Origin of the sequence: Streptomyces atriruber, from assembly GCF_001418325.1 — a bacterium.
In the GTDB taxonomy this organism is placed as follows: Bacteria; Actinomycetota; Actinomycetes; order Streptomycetales; family Streptomycetaceae; genus Streptomyces; species Streptomyces atriruber.
Window position 1 is genome coordinate 1 of sequence record NZ_LIPN01000397.1, and the last position, 15,862, is coordinate 15,862.

At 70.6% G+C, this 15,862-nt stretch carries 16 protein-coding genes and 1 pseudogene; 10 read left to right on the top strand and 7 right to left on the bottom strand.

Annotated elements, in window-relative coordinates; all coding sequences use genetic code 11:
* A pseudogene (locus AOK03_RS33495) lies at window positions 1-118 on the top strand (peroxiredoxin); the annotation flags it as partial.
* Between the two features lie 149 nt (window positions 119-267).
* On the top strand, window positions 268-2,160 hold the full coding sequence (gene dnaK / locus AOK03_RS33500) for a molecular chaperone DnaK (RefSeq protein ID WP_055569147.1): 1,893 nt from the start codon (window positions 268-270) through the stop codon (window positions 2,158-2,160).
* A gap of 20 nt (window positions 2,161-2,180) precedes the next feature.
* Here the strand turns inward: dnaK and narI are convergent, their stop codons facing one another.
* The 5 genes from narI to AOK03_RS33525 all read right to left on the bottom strand — a co-directional run bounded on the left by narI (window position 2,181) and on the right by AOK03_RS33525 (window position 9,485).
* On the bottom strand, window positions 2,181-2,903 hold the full coding sequence (narI, locus tag AOK03_RS33505) for a respiratory nitrate reductase subunit gamma (RefSeq protein WP_055569148.1): 723 nt from the start codon (window positions 2,901-2,903) through the stop codon (window positions 2,181-2,183).
* Window positions 2,900-3,478, bottom strand: a complete 579-nt coding sequence (gene narJ / locus AOK03_RS33510) for a nitrate reductase molybdenum cofactor assembly chaperone (protein ID WP_055569149.1) — start codon at window positions 3,476-3,478, stop codon at window positions 2,900-2,902. The genes narI and narJ overlap by 4 nt, the downstream gene beginning before the upstream one ends.
* Window positions 3,475-5,106, bottom strand: coding sequence for a nitrate reductase subunit beta (gene narH, locus AOK03_RS33515; RefSeq protein ID WP_055569150.1), 1,632 nt, complete (start codon window positions 5,104-5,106; stop codon window positions 3,475-3,477). Before narH ends, narJ begins: the two co-directional genes overlap by 4 nt.
* Window positions 5,106-8,789 carry a nitrate reductase subunit alpha gene (locus AOK03_RS33520; protein ID WP_055569151.1) on the bottom strand — a complete coding sequence of 1,228 codons (3,684 nt, stop codon included), beginning with the start codon at window positions 8,787-8,789 and terminating at the stop codon, window positions 5,106-5,108. Before AOK03_RS33520 ends, narH begins: the two co-directional genes overlap by 1 nt.
* A gap of 135 nt (window positions 8,790-8,924) precedes the next feature.
* Window positions 8,925-9,485: a hypothetical protein gene (locus AOK03_RS33525; protein ID WP_055569152.1), complete on the bottom strand. Its 561-nt coding sequence runs from the start codon at window positions 9,483-9,485 to the stop codon at window positions 8,925-8,927.
* A 136-nt stretch (window positions 9,486-9,621) separates the two neighbouring features.
* On the opposite strand from AOK03_RS33525, the gene AOK03_RS33530 reads away from it, so the two are divergent.
* Together AOK03_RS33530 and AOK03_RS33535 are read left to right on the top strand one after the other, a co-directional pair.
* Window positions 9,622-10,056 carry a VOC family protein gene (locus AOK03_RS33530; protein WP_055569153.1) on the top strand — a complete coding sequence of 145 codons (435 nt, stop codon included), beginning with the start codon at window positions 9,622-9,624 and terminating at the stop codon, window positions 10,054-10,056.
* A 161-nt stretch (window positions 10,057-10,217) separates the two neighbouring features.
* Window positions 10,218-10,646, top strand: coding sequence for a hypothetical protein (locus AOK03_RS33535; protein ID WP_055569154.1), 429 nt, complete (start codon window positions 10,218-10,220; stop codon window positions 10,644-10,646).
* Here the strand turns inward: AOK03_RS33535 and AOK03_RS33540 are convergent.
* Window positions 10,643-11,497, bottom strand: a complete 855-nt coding sequence (locus tag AOK03_RS33540; protein WP_079075116.1) for a helix-turn-helix domain-containing protein — start codon at window positions 11,495-11,497, stop codon at window positions 10,643-10,645. The genes AOK03_RS33535 and AOK03_RS33540 overlap by 4 nt on opposite strands.
* Before the next feature lie 71 nt (window positions 11,498-11,568).
* Between AOK03_RS33540 and AOK03_RS33545 the strand changes: the two genes are divergently transcribed.
* The 4 genes from AOK03_RS33545 (at window position 11,569) to AOK03_RS33560 (ending at window position 14,110) form a co-directional block, all read left to right on the top strand.
* Window positions 11,569-11,874: a 4a-hydroxytetrahydrobiopterin dehydratase gene (locus tag AOK03_RS33545; protein ID WP_055569155.1), complete on the top strand. Its 306-nt coding sequence runs from the start codon at window positions 11,569-11,571 to the stop codon at window positions 11,872-11,874.
* A gap of 6 nt (window positions 11,875-11,880) precedes the next feature.
* A complete protein-coding gene (locus AOK03_RS33550) occupies window positions 11,881-12,633 on the top strand; it encodes a class I SAM-dependent methyltransferase (RefSeq protein WP_055569156.1) in 753 nt (250 codons plus the stop codon).
* Between the two features lie 88 nt (window positions 12,634-12,721).
* On the top strand, window positions 12,722-13,633 hold the full coding sequence (locus AOK03_RS33555) for a class I SAM-dependent methyltransferase (protein WP_055569157.1): 912 nt from the start codon (window positions 12,722-12,724) through the stop codon (window positions 13,631-13,633).
* A 129-nt stretch (window positions 13,634-13,762) separates the two neighbouring features.
* The gene (locus tag AOK03_RS33560; RefSeq protein WP_055569158.1) at window positions 13,763-14,110 is read left to right on the top strand and encodes a CU044_2847 family protein; all 348 of its coding nucleotides are present in this window, start codon (window positions 13,763-13,765) and stop codon (window positions 14,108-14,110) included.
* A 66-nt stretch (window positions 14,111-14,176) separates the two neighbouring features.
* On the opposite strand, the gene AOK03_RS33565 is transcribed toward AOK03_RS33560, so the two are convergent.
* Complete coding sequence (locus AOK03_RS33565; RefSeq protein ID WP_425264435.1) at window positions 14,177-14,968, bottom strand: aldo/keto reductase; 792 nt, start codon at window positions 14,966-14,968, stop codon at window positions 14,177-14,179.
* A gap of 306 nt (window positions 14,969-15,274) precedes the next feature.
* Between AOK03_RS33565 and pqqA the strand changes: the two genes are divergently transcribed.
* Both pqqA and AOK03_RS33570 read left to right on the top strand, forming a co-directional pair.
* Window positions 15,275-15,421 carry a pyrroloquinoline quinone precursor peptide PqqA gene (pqqA, locus tag AOK03_RS40360; protein WP_063792637.1) on the top strand — a complete coding sequence of 49 codons (147 nt, stop codon included), beginning with the start codon at window positions 15,275-15,277 and terminating at the stop codon, window positions 15,419-15,421.
* Between the two features lie 10 nt (window positions 15,422-15,431).
* On the top strand, window positions 15,432-15,862 hold a 431-nt coding region (locus tag AOK03_RS33570), incomplete at its 3' end, for an MBL fold metallo-hydrolase (protein ID WP_244177852.1).

Below are 15,862 nucleotides of genomic sequence, written 5' to 3' on the forward strand. Positions count from 1 at the left end.
CGTGCCCGGTATCGACGAGGCCGCCTTCGTCGAGGCGGCCGAGGCCGCCAAGGCGGGCTGCCCGGTGAGCCAGGCCCTGTCCGGCACGACCATCACTCTTTCGGCCAAGCTGGCCTGACACGAAGCCTGTTGACAATGCCGTCATCCCTGTCGGGGTGGCGGCATTGCCGTGTGCGGCATTGACAACGGCCCGCTCAAGTTTTGTGATGGAGAGCGGAGTAGACCGGGAAACGGGGGGCGTGAGCTCGCGGCGGAAGGGACTGGACCATGGCACGTGCGGTCGGGATCGATCTCGGGACGACGAACTCAGTGGTGGCCGTGCTGGAGGGCGGTGAACCCGTCGTCGTCGCCAACTCGGAGGGCGCGCGCACCACCCCCTCCGTCGTCGCCTTCGCGAAGAGCGGCGACGTCCTGGTGGGCGAGGTCGCCAAGCGGCAGGCGGTCACCAACGTGGAGCGCACCGCGCGCTCCGTCAAACGCCATATGGGCGAGGGGAATTGGCGCTTCCCGGAGAGCGGCTCCGTGGACGGCACCCGCTACACCGCGCAGGAGCTCTCCGCGCGCGTGCTGCAGAAGCTCAAGCGCGACGCCGAGTCCTATCTGGGCGAGGACGTCACCGACGCGGTGGTCACCGTGCCCGCGTACTTCGACGACACCCAGCGCCAGGCCACCAAGGAGGCCGGCGAGATCGCGGGGCTCAACGTCCTGCGCATCGTCAACGAGCCGACGGCGGCGGCCCTGGCGTACGGCCTGGACAAGGGCGACGACCAGACCGTCCTCGTCTTCGACCTCGGCGGCGGCACCTTCGACGTCTCGCTCCTGGAGATGGGCGAGGGCGTCATCGAGGTGAAGGCCACCAACGGCGACACGCAGCTGGGCGGCGACGACTGGGACCAGCGGATCGTCGAGCACCTGGTGCGGCAGTTCAAGAACGGGCACGGCGTGGACCTCGGCAAGGACAAGATGGCGCTCCAGCGCCTGCGCGAGGGCGCCGAGAAGGCGAAGATCGAGCTGTCCTCGTCGAGCGAGACCGACGTCAACCTGCCCTACATCACGGCATCGGCGGAGGGCCCGCTGCACCTCGCCGAGAAGCTGACGCGCGCCCAGTTCCAGGAGCTGACCGCGGACCTGCTCGACCGCTGCAAGGAGCCCTTCCACCAGGCGGTGAAGGACGCGGGAGTCAAACTCTCCGCCGTGGACCACGTGATCCTCGTGGGCGGCTCCACCCGGATGCCCGCGGTGACGGAGCTGGTCAGGGAGCTCACCGGCAAGGATCCGCACAAGGGCGTCAACCCCGACGAAGTGGTGGCGCTCGGCGCGGCGCTGCAGGCCGGGGTCATCCGCGGCGACGTGAAGGACGTGCTCCTGCTCGACGTGACACCGCTCTCCCTCGGCATCGAGACCAAGGGCGGCATCATGACCAAGCTCATCGAGCGCAACACCACGATCCCCACCCGGCGTTCGGAGACCTTCTCCACCGCAGAGGACAACCAGCCCTCGGTCGGCATCCAGGTCTTCCAGGGCGAGCGGGAGATCGCCGCGTACAACAAGAAGCTCGGCGTCTTCGACCTGACCGGGCTGCCGCCCGCCCCGCGCGGCGTCCCCAAGATCGAGGTCACCTTCGACATCGACGCCAACGGGATCATGCACGTCTCGGCGAAGGACGAGGCCACGGGCCGCGAGCAGCGCATGACCGTGACCGGAGGCTCCGCGCTGCCCAAGGACGACATCAACCGCATGGTGCGGGAGGCCGAGGAGCACGCGGAGGAGGACCGCAGGCGGCGCGAGGCGGCGGAGACCCGCAACCAGGCCGAGCAGCTCGTCTACCAGACGGAGCGTTTCCTGCAGGAGAACGCCGAGAACGCGGCGCGGGTGCCGGTGGACACGAAGAACGAGGTGGAAGCCGCGTCGGCCGAGGTCCGGGACGTCCTCAAGAACCGGCCGGACGACACGACGGCACTGCGCGCCAGTGCCGAGAAGCTGGCGACGGTCAGCCAGAAGCTGGGCCAGGCGATGTACGCGAACTCCGGCGGGGGCGCCCAGCAGGAGACGGCCACGGAGGCCCCCGCCGAGGAGGGCGTCGTGGACGCCGAGATCGTGGACGAGGAGGACAAGCGGGCCGGGGAGAAGGGCGACGGGGACAAGGGCGGTACCCAGTAGGCGCTATGGGAGCGGGCGGCTCACGAACCCGTCCGCTCCCAGCCGCGCCGGTCCGGCCGCGCCCCGACCCGCTTCGGGTCCCGGCTGCGGTAGACCACGTACGGCCGGAACAGGTACTGCACCGGCGCGCTGAACATGTGGATCAGCCGGGTGAACGGCACCAGGGCGAACAGCACCATGCCGACCACCGCATGGATCTCGTACAGCACGGGGACGCCCGCCATCCGGTCGATGTCGGGCTGGAGCGTGAACAGGCTGCGGGCCCAAGGGGCGATGGACGCGCGGTAGTTGTAGCCGTCGCCGGAGGCGTGGGTCAGCTTGGCCACCATGCCGAGCACGATCGCCCCGAACAGGACGAGGTACATCAGCTTGTCGTTCGCCGTCGTCGCGCGGAACACCGGCGTGTTGGTCCGTCGGCGGTAGAGCAGCAGCAGGATGCCGAGGACGAGAAGCACACCGGCAGCCGTGCCGCCGTACAGCGAGAACAGGTGGTACGTGTGCTCGGTCAGACCCACCTTGTCGGTCCACGACTCCGGCAGGAAGAGCCCGACGAGATGGCCGACGAGCACGAAGAGGATGCCGTAGTGGAACATCGGCGACGCGATGTTGAGCAGCTTGGACTCGTAGACCTGCGAGGAGCGGGTCGTCCAGCCGAACTTGTCGTAGCGGTAGCGCCAGATGATGCCCGCGACCAGCAGGACGAACGCGAGGTAGGGGAGCACGCCCCACAGCAGCGTCTTCATGAGGAGTGCTCCCCGATGAGTGCGAAGGGTTGGAGTCCGACGTCCTCGCGCGGCGGCCCGGAGCGGGCGAGGGCCTGCGCCTCCGCGCGGTCCTTGGGCGAGGGGCCCGGCAGCGTCGCGCACACCGCGTCCATGACCGCCGCGTACGGGGTGCCGAAGTCGGTCAGCGCGATCCGCAGCAGCTCCAGGCCGCTGCGGTGTTCCTCCAGGAGCACCGGGCCCGCGTGCGCGGAGAACTCCAGGACCGCGGGCAGGAAGTCCGGCAGTTCCTCGCCGGTGAACTCCAGGCCGTGCTCACGGTAGATCTCCTTGAAGCGGACCAGGGCCATGCCGCGCCGCCGCGTGTCGCCGTCCCGCCACCAGCTCAGGTACAGGCTGTGGCGGTTCTTGAAGTCGAAGACCCGGACGTAGTGCGCGGCGAGCTCGCGCGGGTCGGTGCTCCCGGCGTGGGCGAGGAAACCGTCGAGACCGGCCGGGGCGGCCGCCCGCAGCAGCGGCAGCCGCTCGTGGAACTCGTCGTCGGGATAGGCCAGGCAGAGCGCCGCCGCCTGGTACAGCACCGCGTGCCGCTTCACTTGTCGTCCTCCTTCGCCGCGTGGGCCTTGTCGACCGCGCTGGGCTCCTCGTCGGCGGTCTGCCGGGCCCGCAGCGTGTGGAAGTTCTCGATGGTGACCAGCGGCAGCTGCTTGCGGCCGGAGTCCTGTCCGAACGGGCCGTCGGCGCCCATCCCCGGGCCGCCCTCGTAGTCGAGGCTGCACGAGTCGGGGAGCGCCGACTCCTCCAGGCGCCGGGCGTCGGCGACGGCGGCGGTCGGGATGACGTACCGGTCCTCGTACTTGGCGATGGCCAGCAGCCGGTACATCTCCTCGATCTCCCGGCCCGACATGCCCACCGACTCGGCGGTCGAACCGTCCGGCGCGTCACCGAGGTTGATGGCCCGCATATGGGCCCGCATCGCCGCCAGCTTCTCCAGCGAGGACCGTACGGGACCGACGTCCCCGGCGGTGAAGATCTCCGCGAGGTACTCGAGCGGGATGCGCAGCGTGTCGATGGCGCCGAACAGGTTGCCGAGGTCCTCGCCGTCGTGGCCGGTCTCCGTGAGCGCGTCCACCACCGGCGAGAGCGGCGGGATGTACCAGACCATCGGCATGGTGCGGTACTCCGGGTGCAGCGGCAGCGCCACCTTGTACTTGCTGATCAGTGCGTGCACGGGGGAGCGGCGTGCCGCCTCGATCCAGTCGTGCGAGATCCCGTCCCGTTCGGCCGCGCGCCGCACCTCGGGGTCGTCGGGATCGAGGAAGACGCCCAACTGGGCTTCGTACAGCCTGTGTTCGTCGGGCTCGGAGGCCGCGGCCGTCACCCTGTCGGCGTCGTACAGGATCACTCCGAGGTAGCGCAGCCGGCCCACGCACGTCTCCGAGCAGACGGTCGGCAGGCCCACCTCGACGCGCGGGTAGCACATCGTGCACTTCTCGGCCTTGCCGGTGCGGTGGTTGAAGTACACCTTCTTGTACGGGCAGCCCGTCACGCACTTGCGCCAGCCGCGGCACTGGTCCTGGTCGACGAGGACGATGCCGTCCTCCGACCGTTTGTACATCGCGCCGGACGGGCAGGACGCCACGCACGCCGGGTTGAGGCAGTGCTCGCAGATGCGCGGCAGATAGAACATGAAGGTCTGCTCGAAGGCGAACTGGACCTTGTCCGCAGCCTGTTGGCGGGTCCTGGCGACCATCGGGTCGAGGTCGCCGTGCTCCGTGGCGCCGCCCAGGTTGTCGTCCCAGTTCGACGACCACTCGATCTTCATGGGCTTGCCGCTGATCAGCGAGCGGGGCTCGGCGACCGGGAAGTCGTCGCCCAGCGGGGCGTCGGTGAGATTGCGGTACTCGTACGTCCAGGGCTCGTAGTAGTCCTTGATCTCCGGGAGCTTGGGGTTGGAGAAGATCTCCAGGAGCGACTTGATGCGGCCGCCGTTCTTCAGCCTCAGGGCGCCCCGCTTGTTCAGCTCCCAGCCGCCGCGCCACTTCTCCTGGTCCTCGTAGCGACGCGGATAGCCCTGGCCGGGGCGGGTCTCGACGTTGTTGAACCAGACGTACTCCATGCCGTCGCGGTTGGTCCACGCCTGTTTGCAGGTGACCGAGCAGGTGTGGCACCCGATGCACTTGTCGAGGTTCATCACCATCGCGATCTGTGCCATGACGCGCATCAGTAGGTGACCTCCTGGTCGCGGCGGCGGATGACCGTCACCTCGTCGCGCTGGTTTCCCGTCGGGCCGAGGTAGTTGAACGCCCACGACAACTGGGCGTAGCCGCCGATGAGATGGGACGGCTTGAGGATGAGGCGGGTCAGCGAGTTGTGAATGCCGCCGCGCTTGCCGGTGGTCTCCGTCTTGGGGACGTTGACCGTGCGTTCCTGCGCGTGGTGCATGAAGACGGTGCCGGCCGGCATGCGGTGCGAGACGATCGCCCGCGCCACCACCACGCCGTTCCGGTTGACCGCCTCGATCCAGTCGTTGTCCTTCACGCCGATCGCGTCCGCGTCCTGCGGCGCCATCCAGATGCACTGGCCGCCGCGGGAGAGGGACAGCATGAAGAGATTGTCCTGGTACTCGGAGTGGATCGACCACTTGTTGTGCGGGGTGAGGTATCGGACCGTCACCTCGCGCTCGCCGTCGGGGCCGAGCCGTGGCTCACCGAAGAGACGGTTCATGTCCAGCGGCGGCCGGTAGACGGGCATCGCCTCGCCCAGCTCGTGCATCCAGTCGTGGTCGATGAAGAAGTGCTGGCGCCCGGTGAGCGTGTGCCACGGCTTGAGGTGCTCGGTGTTGAGCGTGAACGCCGTGTACCTGCGGCCGCCGGACTCGCTGCCGCTCCACTCCGGCGAGGTGATCACCGGGACGGGCGCGGCCTGCGTGTCGGCGTACGTGATGCGCTTGCCCTCGTGCTCGGCGGCCAGGTGCGCCATCTCCTGGCCGGTGCGCGCCTCCAGGGTGTGGAAGCCCTGGGTGGCCAGGCGGCCGTTGGTCGTGCCGGACAGCGCGAGGATGGTGTTGGCGGCCTTCACCGCCGTGTCCAGGGCGGGGCGCCCGTCCGCGGGCCCGCCGCGCACCACGCCGTTGCGCTCGCGCAGCTCGTCGACCTCCTGGTCGGGGTGGAGCGCGATGCCCTTCGCCGGGAGCCCCAGCTGCTCCACGAGCGGGCCGAGCGCGGCGAACTTCGCGCCGATCGCGGTGTAGTCGCGCTCCACGACCGAGAGGTTCGGCATCGTCCTGCCCGGCACCGGCTCGCACTCGCCCTTGCGCCAGTCGAGGACGACGCCGCCGGGCTGCGCGGTCTCGCCCGGGGTGTCGTGCTGGAGCGCGGTGGCGACGACGTCCTTGCGCACGCCCAGGTGGTCCACCGCCAGCTCGCTGAGCCGGTCGGCGATGGCGCGGAAGGTGTCGAAGTCGGTGCGGGCCTGCCAGGGCGGGTCGACGGCCGGGGTGAACGAGTGCACGTAGGGGTGCATGTCCGTGGTCGACAGGTCGTGCTTCTCGTACCAGGTGGCGGCGGGCAGCACCACGTCGGACAGCAGCGTCGACGACGTCTGCCGGAAGTCGAGCGAGACGAGCAGGTCGAGCTTGCCCTCGGGCGCCTCGTCCCGCCAGGTGACGGTGCTGGGCCGCTCGTCCGGGGCCGCCTCCTCCGCCCGCAGCGACGCGTGCGTGCCGAGCAGGTGCTTGGTGAAGTACTCGGCGCCCTTCGCGGACGAGCCGAGGAGGTTGGCCCGCCACAGGGTGAGCACGCGCGGCCAGTTCTCCGGGGCGTCGGGATCCTCGCAGGCGAACTTGAGCGTGCCCGCCTTGAGTTCGTCGACGACGTTGGCCACCGGGTCGCCCGCGGTCTCCCCCAGCGCGAGGGAGTTGCGGTCGAAGGTCGGATACGACGGCATCCAGCCGGTACGGGCCGACAGCGCGAGACAGTCGGCGCCCGTCATCCCCGCGAAGCGGCCCTCGCCGAGCGGCGAGGAGAGCACGTCCGCCGCGAACTTGTCGTAGCGCCACTGGTCGGTGTTGAGGAACCAGTAGGCGGCCCCGATCATCTGGCGCGGCGGTCTGCTCCAGTCGTTGGCGCTCGCGAGGGTCGCCCAGCCGGTGGCCGGGCGGCACTTCTCCTGGCCGACGTAGTGCGCCCAGCCGCCGCCGTTGCGGCCCTGGCAGCCGGTGAGCTGGAGCAGCGCGAGGAAGGAGCGGTAGATCGTCTCGGAGTGGAACCAGTGGTTGGTCCCCGCGCCCATCAGGATCATGCAGCGCCCGCGCGACTTCTCGGCGGTCGCGGCGAACTCCCGGGCGATCTTGACGCACTTGGCGGCGGGCACGGAGGTGTGGACCTCCTGCCAGGCCGGGGTGCCGGGCGTGTCCGCGTCGTCGTACGAGGCGGGCCACGAGCCCGGCAGCCCCTCGCGCCCGACGCCGTACTGCGCGAGCAGCAGATCGAAGACCGTCGTGACCAGCGGCCCGTCCTGCCCGCCGAGCCGGGTGGCGGGCACCCCGCGCCGCACGACCTCGCCGCGGCCCTGGCCGTGCGTGCCGCCCTCGGTGTCGAACCGGGGGAGCAGCACCTCCACGCCCGCCGCGATGCCCGCGCCCTGCAGCGTCAGGAGCGGCTTGATGTCGCCGAGCTCCAGGTTCCACCTGCCCTTGCCCGACTCGGTCCAGCGGAAGCCCAGGGAGCCGTTCGGGACGGCGGGCTGCCCGGTGTTCTCGTCGAGCACCGCCGTCTTCCAGTCGCCGCCCTCGCCGTCCTCGCCGAGGTCGGAGGCGCGCAGGAACTTCGAGGGCACGTACGCGCCGTCCCGCTCGGTGAGCGTCACCAGGAACGGCAGATCGGTGAACCTGCGTACGTAGTCGCCGAAGAACTCCGTCTGCCGGTCGACGAAGAACTCCTTGAGAATCACATGCCCCATCGCGAGGGCCAGCGCCCCGTCCGTGCCCGGGTGGGGGTGCAGCCACTCGTCGGCGAACTTGGCGTTGTCGGCGTAGTCGGGCGCCACGACCACGACCTTCTGGCCGCGGTAGCGGGCCTCCGCCATCCAGTGCGCGTCCGGGGTCCGCGTCACCGGCACATTGGAGCCCCACATCATCAGATACGCGGCGTCCCACCAGTCACCCGACTCCGGTACGTCGGTCTGGTCGCCGAACACCTGCGGAGAGGCCACCGGAAGATCCGCGTACCAGTCGTAGAAGGAGAGCATCGGGGCGCCGATGAGGCTCATGAAGCGGGCGCCGGCGGCGTGCGACACCATCGACATCGCGGGGATGGGGGAGAAGCCCGCGACGCGGTCGGGGCCGACGGTCCTGATCGTGTGGACGTGCGCGGCCGCGATGATCTCCACGGCCTCGTCCCAGCTCGCCCGCACCAACCCGCCCTTGCCGCGCGCCTGTTGGTACGTCCGACGGCGCTCCGGGTCGCCCTGGATGTCGGCCCAGGCGAGCACCGGGTCCTTGAGCCGCGCCTTCGCCTCCCGGTACATCTCCAGGAGGACGCCGCGCAGGTACGGGTAGCGGACGCGGGTGGGGGAGTACGTGTACCAGGAGAACGCGGCGCCGCGGGGGCAGCCGCGCGGTTCGTACTCGGGGCGGTCCGGGCCGACGCTCGGATAGTCCGTGGCCTGCGTCTCCCAAGTGATGATGCCGTCCTTGACGTACACCTTCCAGCGGCACGATCCCGTGCAGTTCACGCCGTGCGTCGAATACACGACCTTGTCGTGGCTCCAGCGGTCCCGGTAGAACGCGTCGGCGTCCCGCCCCCCGGTCAGCCGGACGCTGTGCAGGTCGGGGGCGGCGGTGCCGCGTCGGAAGAACTTCCCCGCCCGCAGCAGGGCGGCGGCGGGCTCGGTCGTCTCAGTCACCGTGGAGCTCCCTAGGTCTGCCTCCTTTCGAACCTAGGTGCGGCAACGGCCGCGCACCCGTCGAAATCGGCCGTACGGGTGCGCAATGACCGGCGGACGCCCCCCCCAGGACCCGCCGAAGGCCGCCCGCCGCGGTCACACCGCCCTGAGCCAGAGAGAGTCGGCGCGGTTGTCGAAGGGGTGGAGCCCGTTGGTGCCCTGGACGGGATTCCACTGCGGCGGCTCGAACGTCTTCTGCGCCCCGTCGTAGGACGGGTTGTCGAAGAGCTGGACGCTGTTGCAGGTGCCGAAGGTACGGAACGAGGACACCCTGTTCTTGAAGGCACCCATGTCCGGAACGCCGTAACCGCCGGCGTCGCACCCGCCGTCGCGGCCGCGGATCTCGTCGCTGTCCCCGTCGAAGTAGGTGCCGTCCCAGTACTTCACCAGCAGCTCGCGGGGGGCCATCCGGCCGCGCAGCTGCGCCAGGGACTCGCCTTCGCGGGTGCACTTGCGCTCAGCGACGCGCGAGGTGCGCTCTCCGGGCGCCGGCTTCTCCAGCACGGTGATGCAGTGCCGGGCCCGGTTGTGGGCCTCTGCTTGCGGCGCGGGGGCGGCACCGGAGGCCCCCGGCGGGACGACCGCCAGCACCGCGAGGCTGGCCAGCCCCGCCGACAGCAGGTTCTTGTTCTTGCGCAGGGTGGTCCGTACGGACATGACGCACTCCTTCATGGGGCATGGGATGCCGGGCGGCTGCCCGGTTTCCCAGCGTGGGGCAGGGGCGGCCGGTGGCCCAGCAGGTGCCTGTCGCCCATTCCGCCGGGAAACGGGAAACACCCGCTACGGTGCGTCAATGTCAACGATCAAGAAGTTCCAAGTCACCTTTGACTGCGCAGAACCGGAGCGTCTGGCCCGCTTCTGGTGCGAGGTGTTGGGGTACGTGGTACCGCCGCCACCGGAGGGGTTCGCCACCTGGGACGATCTCAACCGCACCCTGCCCCCTGAGCAGCGGGATTCCTGGTTCGCCTGCAGCGACCCCTCAGGCGTGGGCCCGCGCCTGTACTTCCAGCGCGTCCCCGAGGGAAAGACCGCCAAGAACCGCGTACATCTCGACGTCCGGGTCGGCACCGGACTCGTCGGCGCCGAGCGCCTCGCCACGCTGGAAGCGGAGTGCGCACGCCTGGTCGCGCTCGGCGCGACCCACGTGCAGACGCTCTACGCCGACGAGGAGAACGAGTCGTGCATCCCGATGCTGGACATCGAGGGCAACGAGTTCTGCATCGACTGAGCGGCCACTGAGCGGGGGAGGTGGCTCCCCGCATTACCCGGGGAGTAATCGACCACCCGGCGCAGGCTCGGCAGAGTGAGGGCAACGGGTCCGGTCCGGCGCACTCCGGACCGGACCCGGGACCTGTACCGCTCCCCGAAGCCGCTTGGAGGCAGATCGTCATGGCTACGTCCACGTACCCGCTCACCGCTCTGGCCCGTACCACCGACCCCAGGACGATGCTGCGCCGCTTCCTCGGTCTCGATGCGGTCGTGACCGGCGGCAACGGGGTCGCGTACGCCGCCGCCTCGGGGCCGCTGGGGAGGTTCCTCGGTGTTGATTCCGGGGTGCTGCTCGGGCTCGGTGTCGGGCTCGTCCTGTACGGCGTGGGCGTCGGGCTTCTCGCCGCCCGCAAGAGTCCTCCCGCGGTCGCCGTGCAGGCGGTCGTCGAGGTGAACGTCGTCTGGACGGTGCTCAGTGTCGTCGCGCTCGTCGCCTGGCTCTCGCCCAGTACGGCCGGAGCGGTGTGGATCCCGCTCCAGGCCGTGGTCGTGGGCGGCTTCGCCGTGGTGCAGTACGCGGCCCTGCGGGAGCTGAGGGCCCGCGGCTAGGAGACGTGCGCATGGAGGTACTTCGACGTCGCCGGGTCGGCCGGGAGCAGTGTCTCGATGGCCAGCTCGGCGACCGTCACGTCCATCGGGGTGTTGAACGTCGAGATCGACGAGACGAAGGACAGCACGTGCCCGTCGTGTTCGAATCGCAGGGGCAGCGCGAAATAGGGGACCTCCGCGCCCGCCTCGAAGGCGTCCTCCCCGGGGTCCGCCAGCGGGTACGCCGCCACCTCCTCGTACACCGCCCGCAGCGCGTCCGAACGCTGCAGCGCGATCTGCCGCTCCATCTGGTGCAGCAGATGCCCCCGCCACTCCCGGAGATTGCGGATCCGGGGAGCCAGTCCCTCCGGGTGGAGCGTCAGCCGCATCGCGTTCATCGGCTCCGTGAAGACGTGCTCCGGAATACCGTCGAGCATCATCATGATGCCGCGGTTCGCCGCGATCACGTCGTAGCTCGCGTCGACGACCAGGGCCGGGTAGGGCTCGTAACCCGCCAGGAGCTGTTCGAGGCCCTCGCGCAGCGTGCCCATGGTGGGGTCGTCCAGCGGGGTCTCGCGGAAGCGGGGCGCGTAACCGGCCGCCAGGAGAAGCGAGTTGCGGTCCCGCACCGGCACGTCGAGATGGTCGGCGAGACGCAGCAGGAACTCCTCGCTCGGCCGCGACCTGCCCGTCTCGACGAAGCTGATGTGCCGCGCGGAGGAGTCGGCCCGCAGGGCCAGCTCCAGCTGGCTCACCCGGCGCCGCTCGCGCCAGCCCCGCAGCAGCGGCCCCACTCCGGTGGCGGCGTTCTCGTGGGTCTTCCCCTTGGCCTTGCCTCGGGTGCTCCCCTTGGCGGGCTCGGCGCTTGTCATACGTAGAAGGTAATCGAAACAATTTGTGGCAGGGTGAGCCGAAGACCGACTCTGTGTAAGGAGCGTGGCCCGTGACTCCCGAACCGCTCTCTCAGAAAGAGATCGAGGACCGTCTCGCCGAGCTGCCCGGCTGGTCCCTGGACGGCGGCAAGCTCACCCGTTCCTACCGGCTCGCCTCGCACTTCGCCGCGACCGGCCTGGTCGTCCACATCGCGCGGACCCAGGAGGAGCTCGGCCACCACAGCGAGCTGACCCTCGGCTACAACACCGTCGCGTTGGCCGTGAACACGCACAGCGCGGGCGGCGCCCTCACCGGGCTGGACTTCGAACTGGCCCACAAGGTCGAGCAGTTGGCCGCCTCGCACGGCGTGGAATGACGGTCGATGCTGGACTACAGCAAGGAAGCCGACCGGTACGACGCCTCGCGCGGTGGTGAGCCCCGCGCTGCCGCCGCCGCTGACGCGGTCCTCGGCCTGGTCCCCGCCGACGCGGCCGCCCTCCTCGACGTCGCCTGCGGGACCGGCCTGGTCACCCGGTGCCTCGCCGCGCGCCAAGGGCTGCGGGTGACCGGCGTGGACGCCGCGTACCGCATGGCCCGGCTGGCCGCGGACCGCGTGCCGGGCGCCGTCGTCCTCGGCGACAGCCGCCGACTCCCCTTTCCCGACGGCTCGTTCGACGCGGTGACCAGCGTCTGGCTGCTGCATCTGCTGTCCGGCCCCGAGGAGACGTCGGCGGTCGTCGCCGAGTGCGCGCGGGTGCTCAAGCCCGGCGGGGTCTACGTCACCACCGTGGACAAGGCCGCCTCCCACGACGTGCGCAGCGACATCGACGCCGTGCTCGCGCCGCGCCCGGTGCTGCCCGCCGTCGACCGGGTCGAGGCCGTCGACGCGTACGCCGCCGAGCACGGGCTCGCGCCGACGGGGCGGGCCCGGTTCCGCGGCCACGGTCAGGGCCGCTCGCCCCGCTCCACGGTCGACGACCTGGGGCGCGGCTGGTTCACCCAGATCGCGCCCGACGGGCCGCTGGCCGCGCGGTTCGCCGCGGGGCTCGCCGCCCTGCCGGACCAGGACGTGCGGCGCCCCGATCCGCAGTTCAACCTGCGCGCGTACCGGAAACGGGACCGTCTTTTGCGGTAGTGGCAACTTGATTCGCCGGAAACCGGAAATCGGGAGCAGGCTGGTCCCGTCCATATGCGAGGGCGGAACCGGAAGGCGGCACGAGATCATGGGGCATCAGGACCAGCACCAGCACGGGCAGGGACACGGACACGGCCACGGGCATGGGCACGGGCACGACGGAGACATGGACTGGGCCGCCATGGGCGCCATGCTGGAGCGCTACGCCCGCGTCGCCGCGCCGATGTACCGCGAGGTGGCCGACTGGCTCGGCCGCTGGGTCCCGGAGCCCGGCGTGGTCGTCGACGTCGGCAGCGGCCCCGGCGCCGTCTCCTTCTCGCTGGCCGAGTCGTTCCCCAAGGCGCGGATCGTCGCGGCGGACCCCGAGGAAGCCCTTCTGGAGCGCGCCCGCGACCGGGCGACGGCCGAAGGCCTGACCGACCGCTTCGACACGGTGCGCGCCGCGCTGCCCGACGACATCGACGACGTGCCCGAGGCGGACCTCCTGTGGCTGTGCAGGTCCCTGCACCACGTCGGTGACCAGGGCGCCGCTCTCTCCGCCCTCGCCGGGCGGCTGGCCCCCGGCGGCGCCATCGCCCTCCTGGAGGGCGGCCTGAGCGCCCGCTACCTGCCCCGCGACATCGGCTTCGGCCGCCCCGGCCTGGCGTCCCGGCTGGAGGCGGCCGACGAGGAGTGGTTCGCCGGGATGCGCGACGGGCTCGACGGCTCGCAGAGCGCCACGGAGGACTGGCCCGCCCTCCTCGCCGCCGCAGGCCTGCGCCACGTGGCCACCCGCAGCTTCCTCCTCGACCTGCCCGCGCCGCTCTCGGAGGACGCCCGCGCCCACGTGGTCACGGAGTTCACCCGCCGCCGCGAGATGCAGGCAAAACGCCTCGCCCCGGACGACGTCGCCACCTTCGACCGCCTCCTTGACCAGGACGACCCGCAGAGCCTGTACCGGCGTCCCGACCTGTTCGTGCTGTCGGCGCAGACCGTGTACGTGGCGGTGAAGGACGCGTAAGGGCGTACGCGGCGCCCCGTCCAGATGATGTTCCGTCAACACGCCTTTCTCCCAAGGCATGTTGACGTACGTTCGGGAGGGTGCGGGACCGCCGGGCCCGGCACCTGCCGAGCGAGGGGGACGACGCGTGTGAACGAGCTGATCAGGTGGGAGTCCGACGAGGGGCCCGTCGTGGTCGAGGTGGACTCCCGGGACCCCGGGTTCCGGTCGGTGTCGCGGCGCGGCGACGCGGGCGGGATCCACGAGGTCGAGGGCCGCTTCGAGTCGGCGCTGAACAATGTGCGCGGCGCCGCGATGTCGGCGCTGCGGACCTTCCGGGACCGGGCGCTGGACCCCGACGCGATCGAGCTGGAGTTCGGCGTCAAGTTCAGCGCGGAGGCCGGGGCGGTCATCGCCAGAACGGCGACGGAGGGGCATCTGACCGTCAAGCTGACGTGGTCGCGGCGGGAAGTGCGGGGCGAAGAGCCGCGGACATGAAACAGATGAGCCGCCTCCCCCGGCCTCGAACGGTCGGGGGAGGCGGCTCACCGGCCTGACGGAGGCTCAGGCCACGTCGAACGTCGCCGGGTCCGGACCGATCCGCCGGTCCTCGTTCAGCGCCGAGATCGCCGCCATGTCCTCGGGGTCGAGCTCGAAGCCGAAGACGTCGATGTTCTCCTTGATCCGCGACGGCGTCACGGACTTCGGGATCACGATGTTGCCCAGCTGGATGTGCCAGCGAAGGGCGATCTGCGCGGGGGAGCGGCCGTGCTTCTGGGCGATGGCGATGAGCGCCGGGACCTCCAGGAGGCCCCTGCCCGAGCCGAGCGGCGACCACGCCTCCGTGGCGATGCCCTGCTCGGCGTGGAACTCGCGCGAGACGTGCTGCTGCAGATGCGGGTGCAGCTCGATCTGGTTGACGGCCGGGACGATCGACGTCTCGCCGAGCAGCCGCTCCAGGTGGGCGGGCAGGAAGTTCGATACGCCGATGGCCTTGGCGCGGCCGTCGGCGTGGATCTTCTCGAAGGCCTTGTACGTGTCGACGTACGCATCCTTGGAGGGCACGGGCCAGTGGATCAGGTACAGATCCACGTAGTCGAGGCCCAGCTTCTGCAGTGAGGTGTCGAAGCCGCGCAGGGTCGCGTCGTAGCCCTGGTCGCTGTTCCAGAGCTTCGTCGTGACGAACAGGTCCTCACGGGCGACGCCGGAAGAGGCGATGGCCTTGCCCGTGCCTTCTTCGTTGCCGTAGACGGCGGCGGTGTCGATGCTGCGGTACCCGGCCTCCAGCGCCGTCGCGACGGCCGTCCGGGCCTCGTCGTCCGGAACCTGCCAGACGCCGAATCCGAGCTGGGGCATCTCGACGCCGTTGTTGAGGGTGATCGGGGGAACCTTGCTCACGAGCTCTCGGTCCTTAAGTCGTCGGGTGTCTCTGCCCATGGTCAACGATCAGTGGCCGTGCCGCATTCCTGAATGGCCGGATTTCGGAGCGGTGTGGACGCGGGATCGGTCCGGACCATTGACGGTGTCCCGTCATGCCGGGACTCTATTGCACATCACTGAACCCGGGACACCTATATGAACGCTACAAGCACATGGGTTGCCCCGCGTCCCTGTGGTTTGTTCCTGAAACCCCACCTCTTCAGGAAAGGCGGCGCCACGCACATGCACGGGCACAGCACTGATCAGGAGAAGGCCACCCACGAGCCGACGCGCCGCGCCGACGACAGCGCGACGGGCTGGCAGACCCCCGAGTACGCGATCGTCGACACCGCGCTCGAAGTCACCGGCTACCGTCTCGCCGACCGGTAGACGCGCCGTCATGCTGCTGCAGGTGCTCGGCACCGCCGCCGGCGGCGGGCTGCCCCAGTGGAACTGCGCGTGCCCCGGGTGCGCCGGTGCGCGCGCCCACCCGGAGCGCCGCCGTCGGCACGCCGCGCTCGCCGTCCACGCGGGTGAGGGCCAGTGGTACCTGGTCAACGCCACCCCCGACATCGGCGACCAGATCGAGGCCGCCCCCGCGCTGCACCCCGGCGCGGGACCGGACGCGCGACGCAGCCCCGTCGCCGGGGTCGTCCTCACCGACGCCGAGCTCGACCACACCCTCGGCCTCGCCCGGCTCCGCGAGGCCCGCGACGGCGTGGAGGTCCTGGCGACCGCTCCCGTGCGCGACGCGGTGCGCGAGGGGCTGCGCCTCGACACCGTCCTGGAGCCCTATACGCGGGTGCGGTGGCGCGGGCTGCCCCTCGGCCG

Excerpts from the sequence above, each read along its gene's own strand:
- narH (WP_055569150.1), bottom strand. The coding sequence starts at position 5,106 with ATGCGCGTCATGGCACAGATCGCGATGGTGATGAACCTCGACAAGTGC.
- AOK03_RS33555 (WP_055569157.1), top strand. The coding sequence starts at position 12,722 with ATGGGGCATCAGGACCAGCACCAGCACGGGCAGGGACACGGACACGGC.
- AOK03_RS33525 (WP_055569152.1), bottom strand. The coding sequence starts at position 9,485 with ATGTCCGTACGGACCACCCTGCGCAAGAACAAGAACCTGCTGTCGGCG.
- AOK03_RS33540 (WP_079075116.1), bottom strand. The coding sequence starts at position 11,497 with ATGACAAGCGCCGAGCCCGCCAAGGGGAGCACCCGAGGCAAGGCCAAG.
- pqqA (WP_063792637.1), top strand. The coding sequence starts at position 15,275 with ATGCACGGGCACAGCACTGATCAGGAGAAGGCCACCCACGAGCCGACG.
- AOK03_RS33565 (WP_425264435.1), bottom strand. The coding sequence starts at position 14,968 with ATGCCCCAGCTCGGATTCGGCGTCTGGCAGGTTCCGGACGACGAGGCC.
- AOK03_RS33535 (WP_055569154.1), top strand. The coding sequence starts at position 10,218 with ATGGCTACGTCCACGTACCCGCTCACCGCTCTGGCCCGTACCACCGAC.
- AOK03_RS33550 (WP_055569156.1), top strand. The coding sequence starts at position 11,881 with ATGCTGGACTACAGCAAGGAAGCCGACCGGTACGACGCCTCGCGCGGT.
- AOK03_RS33530 (WP_055569153.1), top strand. The coding sequence starts at position 9,622 with ATGTCAACGATCAAGAAGTTCCAAGTCACCTTTGACTGCGCAGAACCG.
- dnaK (WP_055569147.1), top strand. The coding sequence starts at position 268 with ATGGCACGTGCGGTCGGGATCGATCTCGGGACGACGAACTCAGTGGTG.
- narI (WP_055569148.1), bottom strand. The coding sequence starts at position 2,903 with ATGAAGACGCTGCTGTGGGGCGTGCTCCCCTACCTCGCGTTCGTCCTG.